Annotated in this window: 19 protein-coding genes and 1 tRNA gene; 2 read left to right on the forward strand and 18 right to left on the reverse strand. The window is 63.2% G+C overall.

Going from position 1 to position 18,846, the window contains the following annotated elements; translation table 11 throughout:
* Nucleotides 1–66: 66 nt before the first annotated feature.
* Together EL255_RS16330 and EL255_RS16335 are read right to left on the reverse strand one after the other, a co-directional pair.
* Complete coding sequence (locus EL255_RS16330) at nt 67–1,107, reverse strand: alpha/beta hydrolase (protein ID WP_042654122.1); 1,041 nt, start codon at nt 1,105–1,107, stop codon at nt 67–69.
* A 118-nt stretch (nt 1,108–1,225) separates the two neighbouring features.
* Complete coding sequence (locus tag EL255_RS16335; RefSeq protein WP_042654123.1) at nt 1,226–3,382, reverse strand: TonB-dependent siderophore receptor; 2,157 nt, start codon at nt 3,380–3,382, stop codon at nt 1,226–1,228.
* Nucleotides 3,383–3,511: 129 nt separating this feature from the next.
* Between EL255_RS16335 and EL255_RS16340 the strand changes: the two genes are divergently transcribed.
* Nucleotides 3,512–4,486: a helix-turn-helix transcriptional regulator gene (locus tag EL255_RS16340; RefSeq protein ID WP_232018877.1), complete on the forward strand. Its 975-nt coding sequence runs from the start codon at nt 3,512–3,514 to the stop codon at nt 4,484–4,486.
* Between the two features lie 86 nt (nt 4,487–4,572).
* Here the strand turns inward: EL255_RS16340 and EL255_RS16345 are convergent.
* Nucleotides 4,573–4,660 (reverse strand) — tRNA-Ser (locus EL255_RS16345).
* 197 nt (nt 4,661–4,857) lie between these two features.
* On the opposite strand from EL255_RS16345, the gene EL255_RS16350 reads away from it, so the two are divergent.
* Nucleotides 4,858–5,607: a DsbA family protein gene (locus tag EL255_RS16350; protein ID WP_042654124.1), complete on the forward strand. Its 750-nt coding sequence runs from the start codon at nt 4,858–4,860 to the stop codon at nt 5,605–5,607.
* A 69-nt stretch (nt 5,608–5,676) separates the two neighbouring features.
* Here EL255_RS16350 and galE read toward each other — a convergent pair whose 3' ends face one another.
* The 15 genes from galE to EL255_RS16425 form a co-directional block, all read right to left on the reverse strand.
* Nucleotides 5,677–6,690, reverse strand: coding sequence for a UDP-glucose 4-epimerase GalE (gene galE / locus EL255_RS16355; protein ID WP_042654125.1), 1,014 nt, complete (start codon nt 6,688–6,690; stop codon nt 5,677–5,679).
* An 84-nt stretch (nt 6,691–6,774) separates the two neighbouring features.
* Complete coding sequence (locus EL255_RS16360) at nt 6,775–7,776, reverse strand: FAD-binding oxidoreductase (RefSeq protein ID WP_042654126.1); 1,002 nt, start codon at nt 7,774–7,776, stop codon at nt 6,775–6,777.
* 111 nt (nt 7,777–7,887) lie between these two features.
* On the reverse strand, nt 7,888–9,537 hold the full coding sequence (hcp, locus tag EL255_RS16365) for a hydroxylamine reductase (protein ID WP_042654127.1): 1,650 nt from the start codon (nt 9,535–9,537) through the stop codon (nt 7,888–7,890).
* 198 nt (nt 9,538–9,735) lie between these two features.
* Entirely contained in the window at nt 9,736–10,203 is a 468-nt protein-coding gene (locus tag EL255_RS16370) for a Dps family protein (RefSeq protein WP_021140949.1), read from the reverse strand.
* Between the two features lie 131 nt (nt 10,204–10,334).
* A complete protein-coding gene (locus EL255_RS16375; protein WP_042654128.1) occupies nt 10,335–10,892 on the reverse strand; it encodes a DUF3833 domain-containing protein in 558 nt (185 codons plus the stop codon).
* On the reverse strand, nt 10,892–11,434 hold the full coding sequence (locus EL255_RS16380) for a chalcone isomerase family protein (RefSeq protein WP_042654129.1): 543 nt from the start codon (nt 11,432–11,434) through the stop codon (nt 10,892–10,894). The genes EL255_RS16375 and EL255_RS16380 overlap by 1 nt, the downstream gene beginning before the upstream one ends.
* Nucleotides 11,391–11,609 carry a TIGR02450 family Trp-rich protein gene (locus EL255_RS16385; RefSeq protein WP_042654130.1) on the reverse strand — a complete coding sequence of 73 codons (219 nt, stop codon included), beginning with the start codon at nt 11,607–11,609 and terminating at the stop codon, nt 11,391–11,393. Before EL255_RS16385 ends, EL255_RS16380 begins: the two co-directional genes overlap by 44 nt.
* Complete coding sequence (locus EL255_RS16390) at nt 11,606–12,085, reverse strand: DUF2878 domain-containing protein (protein ID WP_042654131.1); 480 nt, start codon at nt 12,083–12,085, stop codon at nt 11,606–11,608. The genes EL255_RS16385 and EL255_RS16390 overlap by 4 nt, the downstream gene beginning before the upstream one ends.
* Before the next feature lie 2 nt (nt 12,086–12,087).
* Nucleotides 12,088–13,344: an SAM-dependent methyltransferase gene (locus tag EL255_RS16395; protein WP_042654132.1), complete on the reverse strand. Its 1,257-nt coding sequence runs from the start codon at nt 13,342–13,344 to the stop codon at nt 12,088–12,090.
* Nucleotides 13,344–14,090 (reverse strand): DUF1365 domain-containing protein, encoded by a 747-nt coding sequence (locus EL255_RS16400; RefSeq protein ID WP_042654133.1) that lies wholly within the window; start codon nt 14,088–14,090, stop codon nt 13,344–13,346. The genes EL255_RS16395 and EL255_RS16400 overlap by 1 nt, the downstream gene beginning before the upstream one ends.
* Nucleotides 14,087–15,346 carry an NAD(P)/FAD-dependent oxidoreductase gene (locus EL255_RS16405; RefSeq protein WP_042654134.1) on the reverse strand — a complete coding sequence of 420 codons (1,260 nt, stop codon included), beginning with the start codon at nt 15,344–15,346 and terminating at the stop codon, nt 14,087–14,089. Before EL255_RS16405 ends, EL255_RS16400 begins: the two co-directional genes overlap by 4 nt.
* Nucleotides 15,343–16,077 (reverse strand): SDR family NAD(P)-dependent oxidoreductase, encoded by a 735-nt coding sequence (locus tag EL255_RS16410; protein ID WP_042654135.1) that lies wholly within the window; start codon nt 16,075–16,077, stop codon nt 15,343–15,345. Before EL255_RS16410 ends, EL255_RS16405 begins: the two co-directional genes overlap by 4 nt.
* Nucleotides 16,074–16,502, reverse strand: coding sequence for a nuclear transport factor 2 family protein (locus tag EL255_RS16415; RefSeq protein ID WP_042654136.1), 429 nt, complete (start codon nt 16,500–16,502; stop codon nt 16,074–16,076). Before EL255_RS16415 ends, EL255_RS16410 begins: the two co-directional genes overlap by 4 nt.
* Nucleotide 16,503: 1 nt before the next feature.
* Nucleotides 16,504–17,928: a deoxyribodipyrimidine photo-lyase gene (phrB, locus tag EL255_RS16420; RefSeq protein ID WP_042654137.1), complete on the reverse strand. Its 1,425-nt coding sequence runs from the start codon at nt 17,926–17,928 to the stop codon at nt 16,504–16,506.
* Entirely contained in the window at nt 17,925–18,812 is an 888-nt protein-coding gene (locus EL255_RS16425; RefSeq protein WP_042654138.1) for a MerR family transcriptional regulator, read from the reverse strand. Before EL255_RS16425 ends, phrB begins: the two co-directional genes overlap by 4 nt.
* Nucleotides 18,813–18,846 lie beyond the last annotated feature (34 nt).

Genomic DNA, 18,846 nt, shown 5'->3' on the forward strand with positions numbered 1-18,846 from the left:
CTGGCCGCCCCGACAGTCCGAGGTTGGCAAATGGCGGCGCCTGTCAGGGCACGCCCCTCATCTTCATCATTGCCCGTAGTAGTGGTCAAGCAGGGCGCTGGCCTCCGCCGGGGAGATCTGCATCTGGGGCCAGCGGGTGGCCTTGTCCCTGATATCCAACAAGTTCTCCTGCTCAGGGCGAAGCTGGCTGCCGAGCTGCCGGTTCAGGGACTCGTAACGGGCTATGACCGCCTGCCGGCTGAAGGCACCCGGCGTCAGATCCAGCCGGTAGCCTCGAAACAGCCACTGCAGCCCCTGATAGACCGCCAGGTGATAAACCGAATGATGATCTTCCTCCTCGTAGTATCGGCTGGTGACGTTCAGGTTTTCGGCGGGTTGTGCCGCCACGCGCCGGGCAAACTGCCGCAGGTGGTCCCGGTGAAACTCGGAGCGACCGAATCCCGGCGTGAACGGGTTGTTGGCCACCGCGATAAACAGCGATGATGCGTGCTTGAGCGGGTGGGTCAGGGCCCGCTCGATGCGCTGGTAGTTGTGCGGATAATCGAACCACAGGCTGGCATCCAGGGCGATGTATCCCTGAAACAGGCCGCTGTCGTTTGCCACCGTATCCAGCGTCAGCAAGCCGCCGAGCGAGTGACCCACCAGCAGGGCCGGCGAGGCGGTGCGATACCGGCCCTCGATGAGCGGGCGCAGCTCCCGAGTCAGGTATTGCATAAACGCCGGGCCGCCACCCGTCTTGGCATAACCGGCCCCCGCTGGCTCGCCATTGGGCAGCACCATGGTATGGCTCGGCGTGTAATCCCGCATCCTGTCCGTGTTGTGAACGGCCACGATGATGAGAGACGGGATCGCCGGATTCAGTCCGGCACGCAGCGCCTGGGTGATGCCCGCGACCTGCAACAGAAATTTCTCTCCATCGAGCAGATAGAGCACGGGAAAGCGCTGCTGCGGCTGCCGTTCATAGCCCTCTGGCAGATAGACGCTGTATTGCCGCGCCTCATTGAGCAGGGTCGAGTGATGAGTAAAGCGCTGGGCATAGTGGAGCATGTCTGCCTGGGCAGAAGAGAGACTGAGCATAGTGAGTAGCAAGGTGATGAGTGGTTTCATTGAGTCATACCAGAGTTGAGCGTCATGGATAAGCCTCTGGCGCGGCCTCTGGCGCAGGGTTCGCCGGGCGGCACAGATAATCGGCAACAGCGCCATCGGGCCCTGTTGCCGATTGCCGTTACAGCTTGTAGGTAAAGCCCGCCATCAAATTGGCCGGTTCGCCGTACATGTTGAAGGTGGTCGTCGAGCCGACACGATAGAAGTACTCGCGATCGAAGATGTTGTAGACATTCAGGGTCGCCTGCATCTTGTCCGTGATGTCGTAGCGCACGGCCGCATCAAACAGGGCATAGCCCCCCTGATGGGTCGTGACCCCATTCTGGTTGAAGGAGTAGTCGCTGACCGCCGTCATCCCGCCACCCAGGTGCAGGCCCGGTACCCAGTCCGCCAGATGGTAGTCGGTCCAGAGGGACAGGGAGTGGCGCGGGATCGCATCGAATTTCGGGTTGTGATCACCGGATTTCTCCTCGATATCGGTAAAGGTATAACCCGTCATGACCATCCAGTTCTGGCTCAGATAGCCGGTCGCCTCCAGCTCCACCCCTTGGGTGTCGACCTTGCCGGTCGCCCAGTAGGTATTGGAAATGGCGATCCCCTGCTCGTCATAGGCCTGGGCCGCGATGTTATTGTCCTTCATCAGGAAGGCGGTCGCTCGGGTGTTGAGCTGGCCATCCAGCAGGGATGACTTGATGCCGGTTTCCCACTGGCTGCCCTCACGAGGCGCCAACATGTCACCATTTTCATCCTGACTGGTCTGCGGCTTGAACACCTTTGAATAGCTGGCATACAGGGTGTGTTCATCGGTCAGGTCATAGACGGCCCCCGCATAGGGAGTGAATTTCCCATTGAAATCACCCGACTCGCTGTTCTGCGCCCCCGAGCTGAGGGTCGTGCTGACGACCTCGGTGTCATACCAGGAGACACGGGCCCCGGTGATCACGGCCAGCGGCTCCATCAAGCGCCAGGTCACCTTGCCATACAGACCCAGTTCTGACTTCTCTTCGTGGTCGTTCTTGGTGTACTGGTAGTTTGGCTTGGCGACCGTGGTCGGATCGAAATTGAACACATTGATCTTGCCGATATTGCGGTTGGTATAGGTCTGAATATCGGATTCATAGTGCTTGTAGTCAGACCCCAGCACGAACTCGCTCTTGTGCCCAAGCAGGCCAAACATCTGGCTGTAGTTGGCATCCAGCGCGACGTTCTGCTGCTGGTTCGCCTGGGCATTGAACATCAGCCCGGTGTTCCCCGCGGCATCCACCGGGCCGTTGGTATAGGTCTGCTCCAGGCGCATGTCGTGATCCATGTAACGGGCCGAGAGCTGGCCGACGCCACCGTTGGCAAAGGCATGCTGGAGGGAAGCGCCCACATCGGTGGTGTTCGCGTCGAAGAAATCTTCGTCAGAACCGAGGTAGGTGCTGCGACTGATGTCGAGCATGCTGCCATCGCTGTACGCCGGCAGGCCATTGGTCGGCAGTATGTCCTTGGTTTGATGCAGGGCATAGACCGACAGCAGGGTGCGATCCGACAGCTCGAACTCCAGGGTGCCGTAGTAGGTCCCGTTATCGTTGTTGTTGTAGTCAACCTGGTTCTTGATGTCGGCGTTGCTCACCACGAAGCGGCCGAGCACCGAGCCCTCCTCGTTGAGCGCCCCCCCCATGTCCGCTTCCAGATAGTGCCGATCCCAACTGCCATAGCGCGCCGTGACCGAGCCCTTGAACTCGTCGGTCGGACGCTTCAGCACCATGTTGATCACGCCACCCAGTTCGCTGGTGCTGTTAAACAAGCCGGAGGGGCCGCGCATGATCTCCACGCGGTCGACGGCGGCCAGCGACGGCAGGGTGCCGAATTTGCTCTGCATGGGCGATGGCAAGCCGTTGAGGCTCACTTCATCGTATTCGTAGCCGCGCGAGAAGATGGAGGAGCGGCCGCTGTCGTTGACCATGGTGCGCAGGCCCGGCGTGTATTTGGCCAGATCGTCCACCGCCACGAAGTTGCGCTCTTTGATGTAGTCATTGGTCAACACCGTGATCGACTGGGGAATGTCTTTCAGGGCTGCCGGGGTCTTGGTACCCACGGTGGCCGAGTCGACGCTGTAACCCCCGGTCTCCTCCGACGGCGCCATCCCGTAAAGCGGGTTGCCGTAGACAACGAGGGTTTCATCCGGGACGACGTTCTGCTCTTCCGCCAGAGCCGGGGAAGCAACAGTGACAGCCAGAGCGGCAGAGACGGCCAGAGCAAGCGGGCTGAGCGCTTTATCCTTAAAGACAACCATAGAAAGAGTGACCCCAAACAGAGATGATAATCATTTTCATTTGATTTTGTGGGGGCTAATATAGCATCCAAGAATCCGCAGTAGTTTTGCGGTTCGGTCATTTAATATTTCGAAATGGTCAAAGTGAGCATGACTGACACAGTGGCAAGAGATACCAGCGTTCGTAAACGCGGCCTGTTTACCGGAAGAGTCGAGAACCTGATGATTCAGGACGGCATCCTCTTCCACAACAAGGACATCGTTCACAAGGTCGATTTCGCCACCCAGCGAGAGCTGCCGCCGCAGCTGATCATCGCCATCCCGCTCGAGAGCAGGGCGCTGATGACCTATGGCGCTACCCACAGGCTCAGAGGTTGCCGCTTTCACAAGTCCGATCCCATTGTGGCCACCGCCATCTTCTATGCCGAGCCTGACATGGTGCAGGGCGCCGCCAAGGCCCATGTGCGCAGCCGCAGCATCGTCTTGTCGCTCAGCCTGCCCTGGCTTGAGCGCCACCTGATCGGCAAGCACCGCGCGCTGTTCGAACGCATATTCAACCATCACTTGAGTCGCTTCGACTGGTCGCTGCCGCCACACCTTGGCCAGATAGCGGAAGCCTTGAACCTCACCAGCAGTCAGAATGCCCCCGAGATGCTGATGAGAGAGGCATTCGCCCTCACCGTATGGGAGAGTCTGATGACCAACATCCAGCAGATCGCCTTTGCCTGTGGCCAGCGCCACAACGAACAACCGACCCGTCTGAAAATGTTGCTGATGGATGAAAGGGTGGACGAGATGGCACTTGCCGACATCGCCGATAGGTTGGGAATGAGTGTGTCTACCTTGCAGCGAGCGGCAAAGAAAGAGCTGGGCATGAGCCTGCAGCGTTATCTGCGCGAGCGAAAGTTGCAGGAGGCGAAGGTGAAGCTAGAAGCGCGAAGCCTGTCCCTGCAGGAAGCCGCGGAGCACGCTGGCTACAGCCATGTCTCGAACTTCATTACGGCGTTTCGAAAGCTGTTTGGCTTTTCACCAAAGCAACTCCTCAGGCAAGGCGAAGGCAAAATAGGAAATGGCTGCGCCCTGAACAGCCAAGCCATCGAGGACCAGAGAAGTTCCCTCGGCTAGCCTGGACGCCCACATTCATGAGCGTACTCAGTGGCGCGCGGATATGAAAAAGCCCAAGCGATTGAATCGCTTGGGCTCTGAATGAATGGCGGAGGAGGTGGGATTTGAACCCACGGATGGTCGCCCATCGCCGGTTTTCAAGACCGGTGCATTCAGCCGCTCTGCCACCCCTCCGCAGCAGTGCGCCGAATATTACCCATGCCGATCCGGCTTGTAAATCCCCGCCCCGTTCGTTTGCCGATTTATTGGGCTAAACTACGCAAAAAGCCCACAAACAGGGCATGAGCCGCGCTTTTTAGACCGGATAACTTGACTTGAAAACAGACTCACCCACTATAGTGGCCACCACGATATTCCAGCAAGATGGACTTATGAGAATCAAACATGCCCTGATCGCAGCCTTGACTGGCGCGACCCTGCTTGCGGCGCCGGTGCAGGCGAGCGAGCTGACCAAAACGGATGTCGAGCAGATCGTGCGCGACTACCTGGTCAAGAATCCTGAAATACTGGTCGAGATGTCCAATGCCCTGCGCGCCAAGCAGGAGAGCCAGCAGGCCGCCAGCGACAAATCCCTGATCGAGGCTCATGCCAAACAGCTCTATTCCAACCAGGATCCCGAGAGCGGCAACCCCAAGGGCAGCCTGACCGTGGTCGAGTTTTTCGACTACAACTGCGGCTACTGCAAGCGCGCTCACCCGCTCGTCAAGCAGCTGCTCGGTGAAGACAAGGAGATCCGCTACATCTACAAGCAGTTCCCCATCCTGAGCGAGACCTCCTACTATGCCGCCCGCGCCGCCCTGGCGGTGCAGCTGGGTCAGCCTGACAAATACCAGACCTTCCACGACAAGCTGTATGCCCATCAGGGTCCGCTGGCCGACGAAGCCCAGGTGAAAGCGATCGCCACGGCCGCCGGGGTGGATTGGAGCAAGGTCGAGGCCAAGTTCAAGGACGGCAGCATCGATCAGAACCTCGGCACCAACCGTGCCCTGGCCGAAGCCATGAGCATCTCGGGTACTCCGGCCTTCATCATCGGTGACCAGATCCTGCGCGGTGCACCGCGCGATCTGGCGAGCCTGCAGGCCATCGTCAAGGACGTGCGCGCGGGCAAGAGCATCCAGTAAGCTCGCCACGCGCTGATAAAAAAACGCCCCGGCCATGCCGGGGCGTTTTGCTATTCGGGCTTCAGCCCCTCAGGCCTGATAGCCGTTCGGATTCTGGCTTTGCCAGCGCCAGGTGTCCACCATCATCTGCTCGAGCCCGCGCTCCGCGCGCCAGCCCAGCTCGGTGCTGGCCTTGTGCGGCTCGGCCCAGCACTCGGCGATGTCGCCGGGGCGGCGGGGCTTGACCTGGTAAGGAATGGGGCGACCGCTGGCCGCCTCGAACGCACGGATCATCTCCAGCACCGAGTAGCCCTGGCCGGTGCCGAGGTTGTAGGTGAATACCCCGGTGTCGGTCGCGATGCGGGCCAGCGCCTTCAGGTGGCCGATGGCGAGATCCACCACGTGGATGTAGTCGCGCACCCCGGTGCCATCCGGCGTCGGGTAGTCGTTGCCAAACACCCCCAGCTCCTTGAGCTTGCCCACCCCGACCTGGCTGATGTAGGGCAGCAGGTTGTTGGGAATGCCGTTGGGATCTTCGCCGATGAGGCCGCTCTCGTGGGCGCCGACCGGGTTGAAGTAGCGCAGCAGCACTATGGCCCAGCGCGGATCGGACTTGGCGAGATCCCGCAGTATCTCTTCCACCATCAGCTTGGAGCGGCCATAGGGGTTGGTCGCGCTGGTGGGAAAATCTTCCCGCAGCGGCACAGAGGCGGGATCGCCATAGACGGTAGCCGAGGAGCTGAACACCAGCCGGAACACGCCGGCTTTGGCCATCTCCTCGCACAGCACCAGGGTGCCGGTCACGTTGTTCTGGTAGTAGGTGAGCGGTATCTGGCTCGACTCCCCCACCGCCTTGAGGCCGGCGAAGTGGATCACAGATTCAATCTTATGGGCGGCGAACAGCCGCTGCAAGCAGGCCCGGTCGAGAATATCGCCCTCGACGAAGGTGACCGCCTGACCGGTGATCCGCTCGACCCGCTTGAGGGACTCGGGGGAAGAGTTGGAAAGATTGTCCAGTACCACCACCTGCTGCCCCGCATTGAGCAGCTCGACCAGAGTGTGGGAGCCGATATAGCCGGCGCCGCCCGTGACCAGTATTGTCATTTGTTACCCCGTGTTCTGCTGAAACTGGGGCAGAGTGTACCCGTCCGCCCCCACAGGGAAAAGACGAAGAGATCAATGACGCCCTCAATACGCCAGACTGATGTCCCCTTTGGCGGTGCAGGAGCAGGCCAGCGCCACCCCGCTCTCGAGATCCTGCGTGCTGAGCGTCACCACGCTCTGGCGCTCGATCTCACCGGTCGTGGTGCAGCGGCAGGCGCCACAGACCCCGGCGCGGCAGGCGGCCGCCATGGTCTCGCCGGCACCCTCGAGGGCGGCCAGCAGGGTCTGGCCCGGCAGTATCTTCACCTTCTTGCCGCTTTTTTTCAGGGTCAGCCAGAAATGGTCGCCATCGGTGGCCACCGGCGCCGCCTCGGGTAGGCCGAATGACTCCTGATGCAGTTGAGCGACCGGCAGGCCCAGCTCCGCCAGCATGGCGCTCACCGCGGCCATGTAGGGCGCGGGCCCACACAGATAGACGTGGCGGCCGAGCAGGTCCGGCGCCAGTTCCCTCAGCATGGCGGGGTCGAGCCGGCCGAGCCAGGGGTGAGTGGTCTGGTCCTGCTCCAGCACTTTCTCCAGCACTAAAGCATGGCGCAGCCCGCTATGTGCCTCGGCCAGTGCCGCCAGTTCGCTGGCGAAGATCACATCCTCGGGGGAGCGGGCGCTGTGGATGAAACGAATGTCCGCCTCAGGGCGTTTGGCCAGCTCGTCGCGCAGCATGGCCCACATGGGGGTTATGCCGGAGCCCGCGCTCAGCAGCAGCGGTCGCTCGCAGGGCAAGGCGCTCAGGTTGAAGTCACCGAAGGGGCCGTCGGCCCGGATCTCATCCCCCAGCTGCAGGTGCTGGTGCAGATGATGGGACACCAGTCCCACATCCTTGATGGTGACCTGCCAGAAAGGATCTTGCGGGCTGGAGGAGAGGGTGTAGGCGCGGCACTTGGGCTCGCCGCCTACCTCGGTGTGCAGGGTCAGGCACTGGCCGGCCAGCACCGGGGGCAAGGCGCCATCGACGGCGGCGAACTGCCAGCTCACCACATCATGGGTGTCGGCACGGCGGCCAATGCAGCGCAGGGTGAGAGAGGTCATCACAAGGCTCCTCGGTCTGATGAAAAGGTCTGATTCGAAAAAAGGCGAGCCGGGGGGCTCGCCAAAGGCTTACAACACGCTGAGATGATCAGGCTGGCACAGCCTGCGGCGTCAGGCCGCCAGGATCTCGGCCAGATCCGCTTCGGCCGTGGTGGTGCCTTTCAGGCCGAACTGCTCCTCCAGCACCTTGAGCAGGGCCGGGGTGAGGAAGGCCGGGGCGGTCGGGCCGGTGCGGATGTCCTTCACCCCGAGCGCCAGCAGGGTGAGCAAAATGACAATGGCCTTCTGCTCGAACCAGGAGAGCACCAGGGTCAGCGGCAGATCGTTGACGCCGCACTCGAACGCCTCGGACAGCGCCAGTGCCAGCTGGATGGCGGAGTAGGCGTCGTTGCACTGGCCCACGTCCAGCAGACGGGGAATGCCGCCAATGTTGCCGAAGTCGAGTTTGTTGAACTTGTACTTGCCGCAGCCCAGGGTGAGCAACAGGCTGTCTTGGGGGGCGGCCTTGGCAAACTCGGTGAAGTAGGCGCGCTCGGCCTTGTCGCCGTCACAACCGCCCACCAGGAAGAAATGACTGATCTCGCCGGCCTTGACCTTGTCGATCACCGCGGGGGCGGCCTGCATCAGGGCGTTGCGGGCGAAGCCGATGGTGATGAAGTGCTCGAGCTCGGTGTGCTTGAAGCCCTCCAGCGCCTGCGCCTTCGCCACCACGGCGGAGAAGTCTTCCCCCTCCAGATGGGTCACGCCCGGCCAGCCGACGATGGAGCGGGTGAAGATGCGATCGCTGTAGTCGCCCACGTTCGGATCGATGATGCAGTTGGAGGTCATCACCACGGCGCCGGGGAAGTTCGCGAACTCCTTCTGCTGGTTCTGCCAGGCGGAGCCGTAGTTGCCCACCAGATGGGGATACTGCTTGAAGAAGGGATAGGCCAACGCCGGCAGCATCTCGCCGTGGGTGTAGACATTGATGCCGGTGCCTGCGGTCTGCTCCAGGATCAGCTTGAGATCCACCATGTCGTGGCCGGAGACCAGGATGCACTTGCCAGGCACAGGGGTGACCCTTGCTTGAGTCGGCTCAGGGTGGCCGAAGGCGCTGGTTTCACCGAGATCCAGCATCTCCATGACACGGAAGTTGAGCAGGCCTATCTCCATGGCGCACTTGAACAGGGGATCCAGCTCGCTCGGATCGGTGCTGAGCCAGCTCATGATGCGATGGAACTCGGCGGCCACCTCGCTATCCTGCTGACCCAGCACCCGGGCGTGCTCCATGTAGGCGGCGGCGCCCTTGAGGCCATAGAGGCAGAGCAGACGCAGCCCCATGATGTCTTCGTGCACCTCGCTCTTGCCGCGGTTGACCGCGGTCTGGGGCGCATGGGCCAGCTGCTCCAGCAGCTCGGCACCCGGCTCGAAGCCGGCGGCCTCGGGCAAACCGGTAACCTGCACCGCCAGCGCGGCCAGACGGCCGGCCAGTTGCTGACGATGAGCCAGCGCCTGGTTGACATAGCCGACGATGCGGGCGGAGTCGAAGTTGACGTTGGTGAGGGTGGCGAAGAAGGCCTTGGGCACGAAGGCATCGATCTCGTTGTCGATGACGCCGTGCTCGCGGGCGGCCAGCGCCCAGGCACTGAGGCCCTGCAGCGCATAGATCAGCACATCCTGCAGATCCGAGGTCTCGGCCGTCTTGCCGCACATGCCCTGTGCGTAAGCGCAGCCATTGCCTGCCGGGGTACGAATTGTCTGTTCACATTGCACACAAAACATCATGCCTCTCCTAATTGGACATTTCAGTTACTTGTTTTGTGGCGATTCTATGCCCCTCGCGAAAAACTTAATAGGCATTCAATTTGCCAATTAAGTTTTCATTGATGCAGATCAAAAACAAAAAAGCCGCCCAGACAGGGCGGCAAGCGGGTGGATTAAAGGAGAGACAATTCGGTGTGCGATAACGAGAAGAGCGGATCAGGCCAGATAGGCGCGCAGCATCCAGACCAGTTTTTCCTGCTGCTGCACATAGTCGGAGAGGATGGACGCGGTGCCCTCGTCACCGGCCTCGGCGGCTTGCCCCAGGATCCTGCGTTGGGCGACCAGCAGCTCGCGGAAGCTCTCAAGCAGGGATTCGACGCAGGCGCGGCCGTCGTGCAGCCCCTTCTGCTCGGGGATGGCGGAGACCTTGAGATAGTCGCTGAAGCTGTGCATGGGCACCCCATCCAGGGTGAGGATGCGCTCGGCCAGGGCATCGACCTTGAGCAGCAGATCGTTGTAGATCTCTTCAAATTTCAGGTGCAGCTCGAAGAACTGGTTGCCGCGGATATTCCAGTGGAAACCACGGACGTTCATGTAGAGGATCTGGTAGCTGGCCAGCAACTTGTTCAGCTCGGCAGCCAGGGCTTGTGATTGAACGGTATCAAGACCAATGGGGCTCTTCATCATTCACCTCCAGGTGGTAAACATTATTGGGAACGGAGTCAGCATATCCCTGCGCAGACTCAAAGGACAATCGCCTCTGCCTTGCCGATTGATAGCGAATGGCTATCGCCCAGCGGGCTCCAGCTCCTGACTCATGCCCCGAGCCGCTCGATGTAGAGGATCACCTCCCCCAGGTGAATGCCGAACTTGCTGATCTCGGCGCGATTGATCAGGCGATCTTCATCCAGCAGATACATCCAGTCATCGAAGCTCACCCGCACCAGCTCCCCGTCCGGCAGGGCCAGATCGAGTTGATAACGCCAGTTCAGGGCAAAGCCTGCCGTCTTGCCCACCGCCTCCCCCACCACGTCCGATGCGGTGCCGCGCCAGTGCCCATCCGCCCCCTTGTGCAAAAACCAGGTGCGGGTCTGCCGGCGGCCGTCATCGAAATAGAACTGCTCGAACAGCTCCCCCTTACCCTCTCGCCAGCGCCCCAGCATCTCGACCCGAAAGCGACTGGTCACTTCGCCGCTACGGTCTGTCACCAGGCCATGGGCCACCAGCTTGCCATTGAAGAAACGGGCGAGATCCCAGTTCGGCTCCTGACCACGGTAGTCATCCAGACTGCTGCCACACCCCGTCAGTACCACGAGTGACAACAGCAGCAGAAAGCGACAATAACGATAGAAAGACAGTGAGTATTCCAGCATCAGAGTTGACCCCGCAGGCGGCGGGTGAGCCCGGGATCACGACTGTTGTCGGCGAGCCAGATGGCCAGAAAGGCAGCAGAAAACTGCGGATCGGCGAGGGAACCCAGGGGCTTGTCCTGCCACCAGAAGTGGCCGGCTCCCGCACTGTCCACATAGAAGGTCAGTCTGTCCCCCGCTCCGACGTCGGGCCAGAGGGCGGCGAGCCGACCGAGCCAGCGCTCGCGATCCGTCTCGCTGCCAAGCCCGAGCCGCTGCCACTCGGCGGCGGTGGCGCTCAAAAGATCCTCCTGCTCTATGGCTCTGGCATAGGTCAGGGTGAGCGCCTGCGGATAGCGACCGGGCTCGTAGCGGCCGCTCGCGCTATAGAGGGTGGCATCATAGAGCTTGAACCAGAGCCAGCTCATCTCCCCCTGCCCGACCGCGCGCAGCTGCTGCCAGGGGACGGCAGAGGCCTGCACGGCAGTAGCAACAAGTAGCGTCAGCGCCGCCAGCAAGGCACTAATTCCACCCCATGTGCCAATGGGCAGGATCTTCCAGTTCATGCCAGTCCATCTCCTGTTCCTGCAGGGTATTGATATCCTGCATCACCACGCTCGCCAGTTGACCTCGCGCATCCCGCTGGCAGGCCACCACCAGGTAGAAGCGGTCGGCCAGCTCGTACTGGCTCTCCTTGGTCCATTTGGAAAACAACAAGGCGTCGGTCGAAAAGGCGTTCATCTCGGCTCACCCTCCAGCGTCACCGTTACCCACAGCAGTACGGGTAACCACCACATCCAGATCACCGCCAGCAGCGCCGTGCTGATCCAGATGCCCCAGGGTAAGTGTACGGCCTCCATGGCAGCCCCCGCCACATAGGAGCTGGCGCCCCCCACCATGCCAAAGAGCGCCTGCTGCCAGCGGGGCAAGGGCCGAAGCCAGCGCAGACCGTGGGAGAGGGTCAGGGCAAAACCGCACCAGAGCAGCAACAGCCAGAGGGGGAAGCCGGACGGAAACTGGAACAGGCCGAGCCGCCAGAGCAGGCCGTCGAGCAGACAGCCAGCCAGGGCCACCGGCAATAACCGCAGATCGCGCCTGCGGCTGGGGGAGAAGAGGAAATGAAGCAACAACATCAGCAGCAGCGGGCCTGGTTGCTGCCATTTCACCGCCAGCAACCAGTAGAGGTTGAACCCCAGCAGGTGGGCCCACTGCCACATAGTCAGTGACCGCTCACTGGCAGATCGCCGGACCAGCCGAGCGGGCCCGGCTTGGCCGCCTCCAGCTGCACCAGGCTGATGGCCCGCTCCCAGAAGCCCCCCTCGCAGTAGGCAAAATAGAAGTGCCACAGCCGGATGAAGTCCTGGCTGTAGCCGAGCCTTGGCAACTCCGGGGCCAGCGCCAGGAAGCGTTCACACCAGTGGGCCAGGGTGCGGGCGTAGTGGTGGCCGTGATCGTGCAGCCGCACCAGCTGCATGTCGGTCTCCCGGGCGAGCAGCCCCGCCATCTGGGAGACGCTCGGCAGACAGCCGCCGGGGAAGATGTAGCGCTGGATGAAGTCGACACCGCGCAGATACTGGGCGTGGCGCTGATCGGCTATGGTGATGGCCTGAATGAGCAGGCGGCCGCCGGGCCTGAGCAGGCGCGACAGCTGGCGGAAGTAGTCCGGCAGGAAGGCGTGCCCCACCGCCTCTATCATCTCGATGGAGACCAGCTTGTCGAAGCTCCCCTCCAGCTTGCGGTAATCCTCCAGCAGCAGGGTGATGCGATCCCCCAGCCCCTCCCGGGCAATCCACTCTTTTGCGTAATCATGCTGGGCCTGGGAGATAGTCGTGGTGGTCACCCGGCAGCCATGGTGGCGAGCGGCATAGACAGCCAGGCCGCCCCAGCCGGTGCCTATCTCCAGCAGGTGATCGTCAGGCCCCAGCTCGAGCCGCTCGCAGATGGTGCGCAGCTTGGCCTGCTGCCCCTGCTCCAGAGTGGCCTCGGCGCTCGGGTAGATGGCGCTCGAGTACTGCATGTGGCTGTCGAGGAAGCCCTGATAGAGGGTATTGCCGAGATCATAGTGAGCGGCGATGTTGGATCTCGAGCCGGTCAGCGTGTTGCGGCTCCGCCAGTGACGCACCTTGTTGAAGGGGAAGCTGAGCCAGCCCAAACGCCGCTCCAGGCTGTCGAGCAGCGTCAGGTTGCGGGCCAGCAGCCGCACCAGGGCCACCGGATCCGGGCTGGTCCAGAGCCCCTCCACCCAGGTCTCACCGGCGGCTATGCTGCCCCCCAGCAGCAGGCGGCGATAGAAGGCCGGATCCTGCACTATCACCTCGGCATGGAGATCTGTGCCCGCCACCCCGAAGCTGTGGCGCTCGTTGCCGTCCCGCAGCAGCAGTTGCCCCTGTTCGAGGCGTCCCAGCAGGCTGAGCAGCAGTTGCCTGGCCCCCTTGTCGATGAAGGAGGCAGAGAGGGTTGATTGAGCAAGTTCCATTAGCGGCTCTCCGGATGGCTGAAGATCGGGATTCGTTTGATAAAAAGACGCAGGGCCTGCCAGTAGATACCGAGCAGCACCTTCAGGGTCATCCAGGGCCAGCGGGCGAGCAGGGCCACCAGCCCCTGGCGCGACAGCGGCTCGCGGCGCAGCGCCAGGGTGGCGTCGAACAGCTTGGCCTCGCCGGACGTCGGATGACTCTCAATATGGATCAGCGTCTCCTGCGCCGGCGCCCTGATGCGCCAGTGGTAGCGCATGGCCAGTCCCATGAAAGGGGATACGTGAAACGCCTTGTCGTGGGGCGCCAGGGCCGCCAGATCCAGCAGGTAGTAGTGGCGCTCGTTCCAGGGGGTGTTCGACACCTCCGCCAGCAGATAGCGCGCCTCCCCCTGCTGGTAGCAGAAGTAGAAGTTGACCGGGCTGAAGTAGAAGCCCAGGCAGCGCACGTTGCCGAGCAGCAGCACCCGACCGTCCGGCTCGGCACTGCCGCCAAGAGCGGTCACCTTGTCCCACACCGCCTGCTTGAGACTGCCGTCGCTGCCACTCAGATAGTCGCTTCGGCGAAAGGAGAGCAGCCCGGCCCGCTCCACGGCGAACCAGCGCCCCTGGCTGAGCCCCGGCAGTTCGTCCAGATCCAGCCCCAGCATGAAGAGGCCGTAAGAGAAGGCGTGGCGGCTCGGCGCGAAGCGGCGGTGGCGCACCGAGCCCTGCCAGATGGCGCTGATGGTATCGCTGGCGGCCTTCACAGGCTGGCTCCGAAGCGACTGGCCACGTCCAGGGCGCTGCGCACCCCGTCCTCGTGAAAGCCGTTGTACCAGTAGGCGCCGCAGAAATGGGTGTGCTGCCGGCCGCAGATCTCGGCTCGTCGCTGCTGGGCGGCGATGGAGGCCTGATTGAAGACCGGATGGTGATAGACGAAGCGGCGCAGCACCTTGCTTTCGTCCACCCGGCCCTGGGGATTGAGGCTGACGCAGAAGGACTGCGGCGAGCTTATCCCCTGCAAGATGTTCATGTTGTAGCTCACCAGGGGGCGCGCCTCGTCATCATCCCCGAGCTGATAGTTCCAGCTGGCCCAGGCCTTGCGACGGCTGGGCAGGCAGCTGGCATCGGTATGCAGCCAGACGTCGTTGGCCTGATAGGCCATGGCGCCGAGAATGGCCTGCTCCCCTTCGCTGGCATCCGTCAGCAGGGCCAGCGCCTGATCGCTGTGACAGGCGAGGATCACCTCGTCAAAACGCTCCTCCCCGTAGCCGCTTAGGACCAGTACCCCCTCGGCCGTGCGCCGTATCCGCTGCACCGGGCAGGCCAGCCGGATCCGCGGCAGCCAGCCTGCGGTGAGCGGGCCTATGTATTCCCGCGAGCCTCCCGGAATGACGTACCACTGGGGGCGGTTGGCCACATCGAGCAGGCCGTGGTTGGCAAAGAAACGCAGGAAGAAGCCCAGCGGAAAGGCGCGCATGTCCGCCAGGGTGGAGGACCAGATGGCCGCCCCCATGGGCAGTATGTAGTGACGGGCGAAGTAGTCGCTGAACTCCCCCAGTTGCAGGAAATCCCCCAGGGTAGGTTCGCTGCCACCGCCGTGGCGCCCAAGCTCCGCCAGCCAGGCGCGGGCCTCTCGGTTGAAACGCAGTATCTCGGCGACGAAGCGGTAAAAACGCGGGCTCAGCAGGTTGCTGCGCTGGGCAAACAGGGTATCCAGGTTGTAGCCGTTGTACTCCAGCCCCTCTGGGCTCTTGACCGAGAAGCTCATCTCGGTGGGCTGGCGCGCCACCCCGATCCGCTCCAGCAATTTCAGGAAATTCGGGTAGGTGCGATCGTTGAAGACGATAAAGCCGGTGTCGATGGCATAGCTGCGACCGGCCAGGCTGACATCTACTGTGGCGGTATGTCCGCCGAGCAGGGGGGCCGCCTCGAACAGGGTGATGTCGTGCAGCTTGTGGAGCAGATAACCGGCGCTGAGCCCCGAGATCCCGGAACCTATGATGGCGATCTTTTTCTTCATGACGGGGATCCTTTCGAGATGAGGGCGCGACCGAGGCGCAGCCAGAGCCCTGTCGGCAGCGCCCCCAGCAGGCGCAGCAGCCAGATGAAGCGACGGGGGAAGTGGATCTGGTGACGACCGGCGGCCAGCCCGGTCAGGATGGCGCGGGAAGCCTGCTCCACCGTCACCAGACAGGGCATGGGAAAATCATTCTTCGCGGTGAGCGGCGTCTGCACGAAGCCCGGGCGGATCAGGGTCACCCCTATGCCCCGGGCCGCGAGATCGAGACGCAGGGTGGCGGCCAGATAGTCGAGGGCGGCCTTGGAGGCGCCATAGGCCTCGGCCCTTGGCAGGGGCAGCCAGCTCACCGAGGAGCCGACGATGGCGAGCCGCGACCCGGACGCCAGCCGCGGCAGGAAGGCGGCCAGGGCGTGGCCGGTGGCGACCAGGTTGGTCTCGATCACCCGGGCAAAGAGGGCGCCGTCAAATCCCTGGGCCAGGTCCATGTATTCGCAGTTGCCGGCGTTGAGGATCAGCAGATCCAGTGCGGGCAGGCCGGCGGCAACCTCTGCCATGGCGGCGCTGTCCCGTGCATCGAACTGCAGGGGGGTGATCCCCTCATGAGCCAATGCCTGCAACCGCTCGCCGTCGCGGCCACAGCCCCACACCTGCCAACCAGAGCGCCGATAATCGAGTGCCAGCTGGCGGCCTATGCCGGAGGTGGCCCCGGTGATCAGCACACGTCCGCTCATGCTCCCAGCCTCCCCTTGATGGCGCGCACCACGGGCCCCAGCAGTGGTAACTGCTCGTAGATCATGGCGCCGAGATCGAAGTAGTCCCGGTGCAGGCAGACCTTGCCCCAGGCATCGAACTGCAGCCGGGTGGCGCCCTCGACCCGCACGGGCCGACCACCGGCGATCCTGGGATGGGCGAAGACCATGACCCAGCTGAGCCAGGCTTCGTTGCCCTGCTGCTGCTGGCTGGTGATCTCGAAGCGGCACTCCTTGAGCCGCCCGTAGAGGGAGGAGAAATAGCGGGTGAGCGCGGCCAGCCCCTCGATGCGGTGGGCCGGATCGATGAACACCACCTGATCGGCATAGATCTCCGGCAGGCGGTGCAGCTGATGCTTGTCCAGTTGCAGGTAGAGGACGATGAAATGGGCCAGCGCGTCGTTCATGTTATTTTTTCTCCAGGTCACGGAACATCGCGATGGCCCTCACCCGAGCAACGGCATGATCCACCATGGGCGCCGGGTAATACTGCCGCCCCTTGAGCCGCAGCCAGTCATGGGGCTGGTGCACACAGGTGGCAGGCAGATCGGCAAGCTCAGATACCCAGGTACGGATAAACTCCCCTTGTGGATCAAATCGTTGCCCCTGAGTGGTCGGGTTGAACACCCGAAAGTAGGGGGCCGCATCGGCGCCTGTGCCCGCCGCCCACTGCCAGCCGCCGTTGTTGGCCGCCAGATCCCCGTCAATCAGCCGGCTCATGAAGTAATCCTCCCCGAGCCGCCAGTGAATGTGCAGATCCTTGGTGAGAAAGCTCGCCACTATCATCCGCAGCCGGTTGTGCATCCAGCCGGTGGCGTTGAGGCAGCGCATGGCGGCGTCGACTATGGGGTAACCGGTACGCCCCTCGCACCAGGTGGCGAAGGCATCCGGATCCCAGCTCCAGGGCAGGGCCGCCGTCTCCGGCTTGAAGGGCCGGTTCATGGAGAGGCTTGGCACCAGCACCAGCAGGTGGCGATAGAACTCCCGCCAGATGAGCTCGTTCAGCCAGACAAAACCGGGCTGCGCCTTGGACTGGGGCCGGCAGCCGAGCCGCTGCTGCAAGGCCGCCACGCACTGACGGGGGCTTATGATGCCCGCCGCCAGATAGGGAGAGAGGATGGAAGTCCCCGCCAGAGCCGGAAAATCCCGGGTCTCGCCGTAGTCCAGCACCGCCTGCTCCAGAAAATCATTCAGACGGCGACTTGCCTCGGCTTCCCCCACGGGCCAGCGGGGATCCGGGGTCACGTCCCCGATCGCCTCATCGACAAAGGCCCTCTCGGCCAGCGACTGCCACGGCAGAGGGGCCCCCCGCGGCGGCGGGGCCCGGTGGATGACGAAGCCATCCTCATCCAGCGCCTTGAGCCAGGCGCGGCTGAAAGGGGTGAACACCTTGAACATCTCCCCCGAGCCGGTCAGTACCCGCCCCGGCGGCAGCACGCAGCAGCCGTTGAGCCAGTGGCAACTCACCTCCTGCTCTGCCAGCGCTGCGGTGACGGCACCATCCCGGCGCTGTTCGTCAAGCTCGATGGCCTGATTGGCGTAGAGCCGGGTGACGCCGAGCTCGCGGGTCAGCGCGGCCAGCGCCGCCGGCACCTCGGCAAAGGTCTCGACCCGCAGCAGATGAAGCGGAATGCCGAGGGCCGCCAGCTCAAGGCCCAGCGCATCGACCCGGGCCAGGATGAAGCGCTGGCGGATAGGGGCCATCTTGTGCCGCCGCCACTGGCTCGGCGAGATGACAAAGAGGGCCGCTACCGGCTCCTCATCGGCGCAGGCATGACGCAAGGCCGGGTTGTCGGCCAGACGCAAGTCATTGCGAAACCAGACCAGCCTCATGATTTCTTGCTCCCACGCCCGCTCAAGCCGCGCGTGGCAGGCTGGTCCGCCATCACCTCGGCCAGGGTCGCCCGCCAGCCGTGGGCCACCAGCCAATCCGTGTCATAGAGTCGCCCCAGCTCGCCAAAGAGGCGGGTACCGGCGGGCCAGCCAGCGGCCAGCGCCGGCTTGCCAAGCCCGGCCCCCAGCAGCACCCGCCAGGGGGTGGTCGCCCGCCCCTCCAGCAGGGCGACGTGGCGCGGCTCGACTGCCCCCAGCAGTTGCACCTCATAGCCTTGACCTATCAGCTCGTAGGCCGCCCAGACCAGATCCTGCGGGCCCACCTGACCCCAGCTCGCCAGGGTGACGGGCAGGCCCTTCTCCTGCTCGATAAGGTGGCGGGCGAAGCGGGTGTGAAGCCAGCCCAGCCACACCTGTTGCAGCAGCTCGCCGTCCGGCCGCTCGCGCCAGAGGCCCAGCAGCCGCTCCACCAGCGGCTGCAGCACCCTGCTGCGGACCAGCTCGAAGGGATAGCTCGCCAGCAGATCGTTGAGCTCGGCCTCCGCCTTGCGCTGGTTGAAGGCGAGCAGCGCCTGGCTGACCCGATCCAGGGTCTGCTGCCAGTGATCGCTCACCGGCTGGGCGTGGGGCTCGCTCAGCAGCCCCTTGACCTGGCCTATGCTGACCCCCCGCTCGAGCCAGCTCAGGATCTCGCCTATCTGGCGGATATCCTGCTCGCTGTAGAGACGGTGGCCCTTCTCGGTGCGGGCGGGCTGCACCAGCCCGTAGCGGCGCTGCCAGGCCCGCAGGGTGACGGCATTGACTCCGGTGAGGCGGGAGACCTCGCGGATGGGGTAGATCCCCTCATCAGGCAGAGGAGCAACTTCTTGCGGTAAATCAGACATGGTTACTTCCATTCAACAGGGTATGGACGCCCCG

Origin of the sequence: Aeromonas encheleia (assembly GCF_900637545.1) — a bacterium.
Lineage (GTDB): Bacteria > Pseudomonadota > Gammaproteobacteria > Enterobacterales > Aeromonadaceae > Aeromonas > Aeromonas encheleia.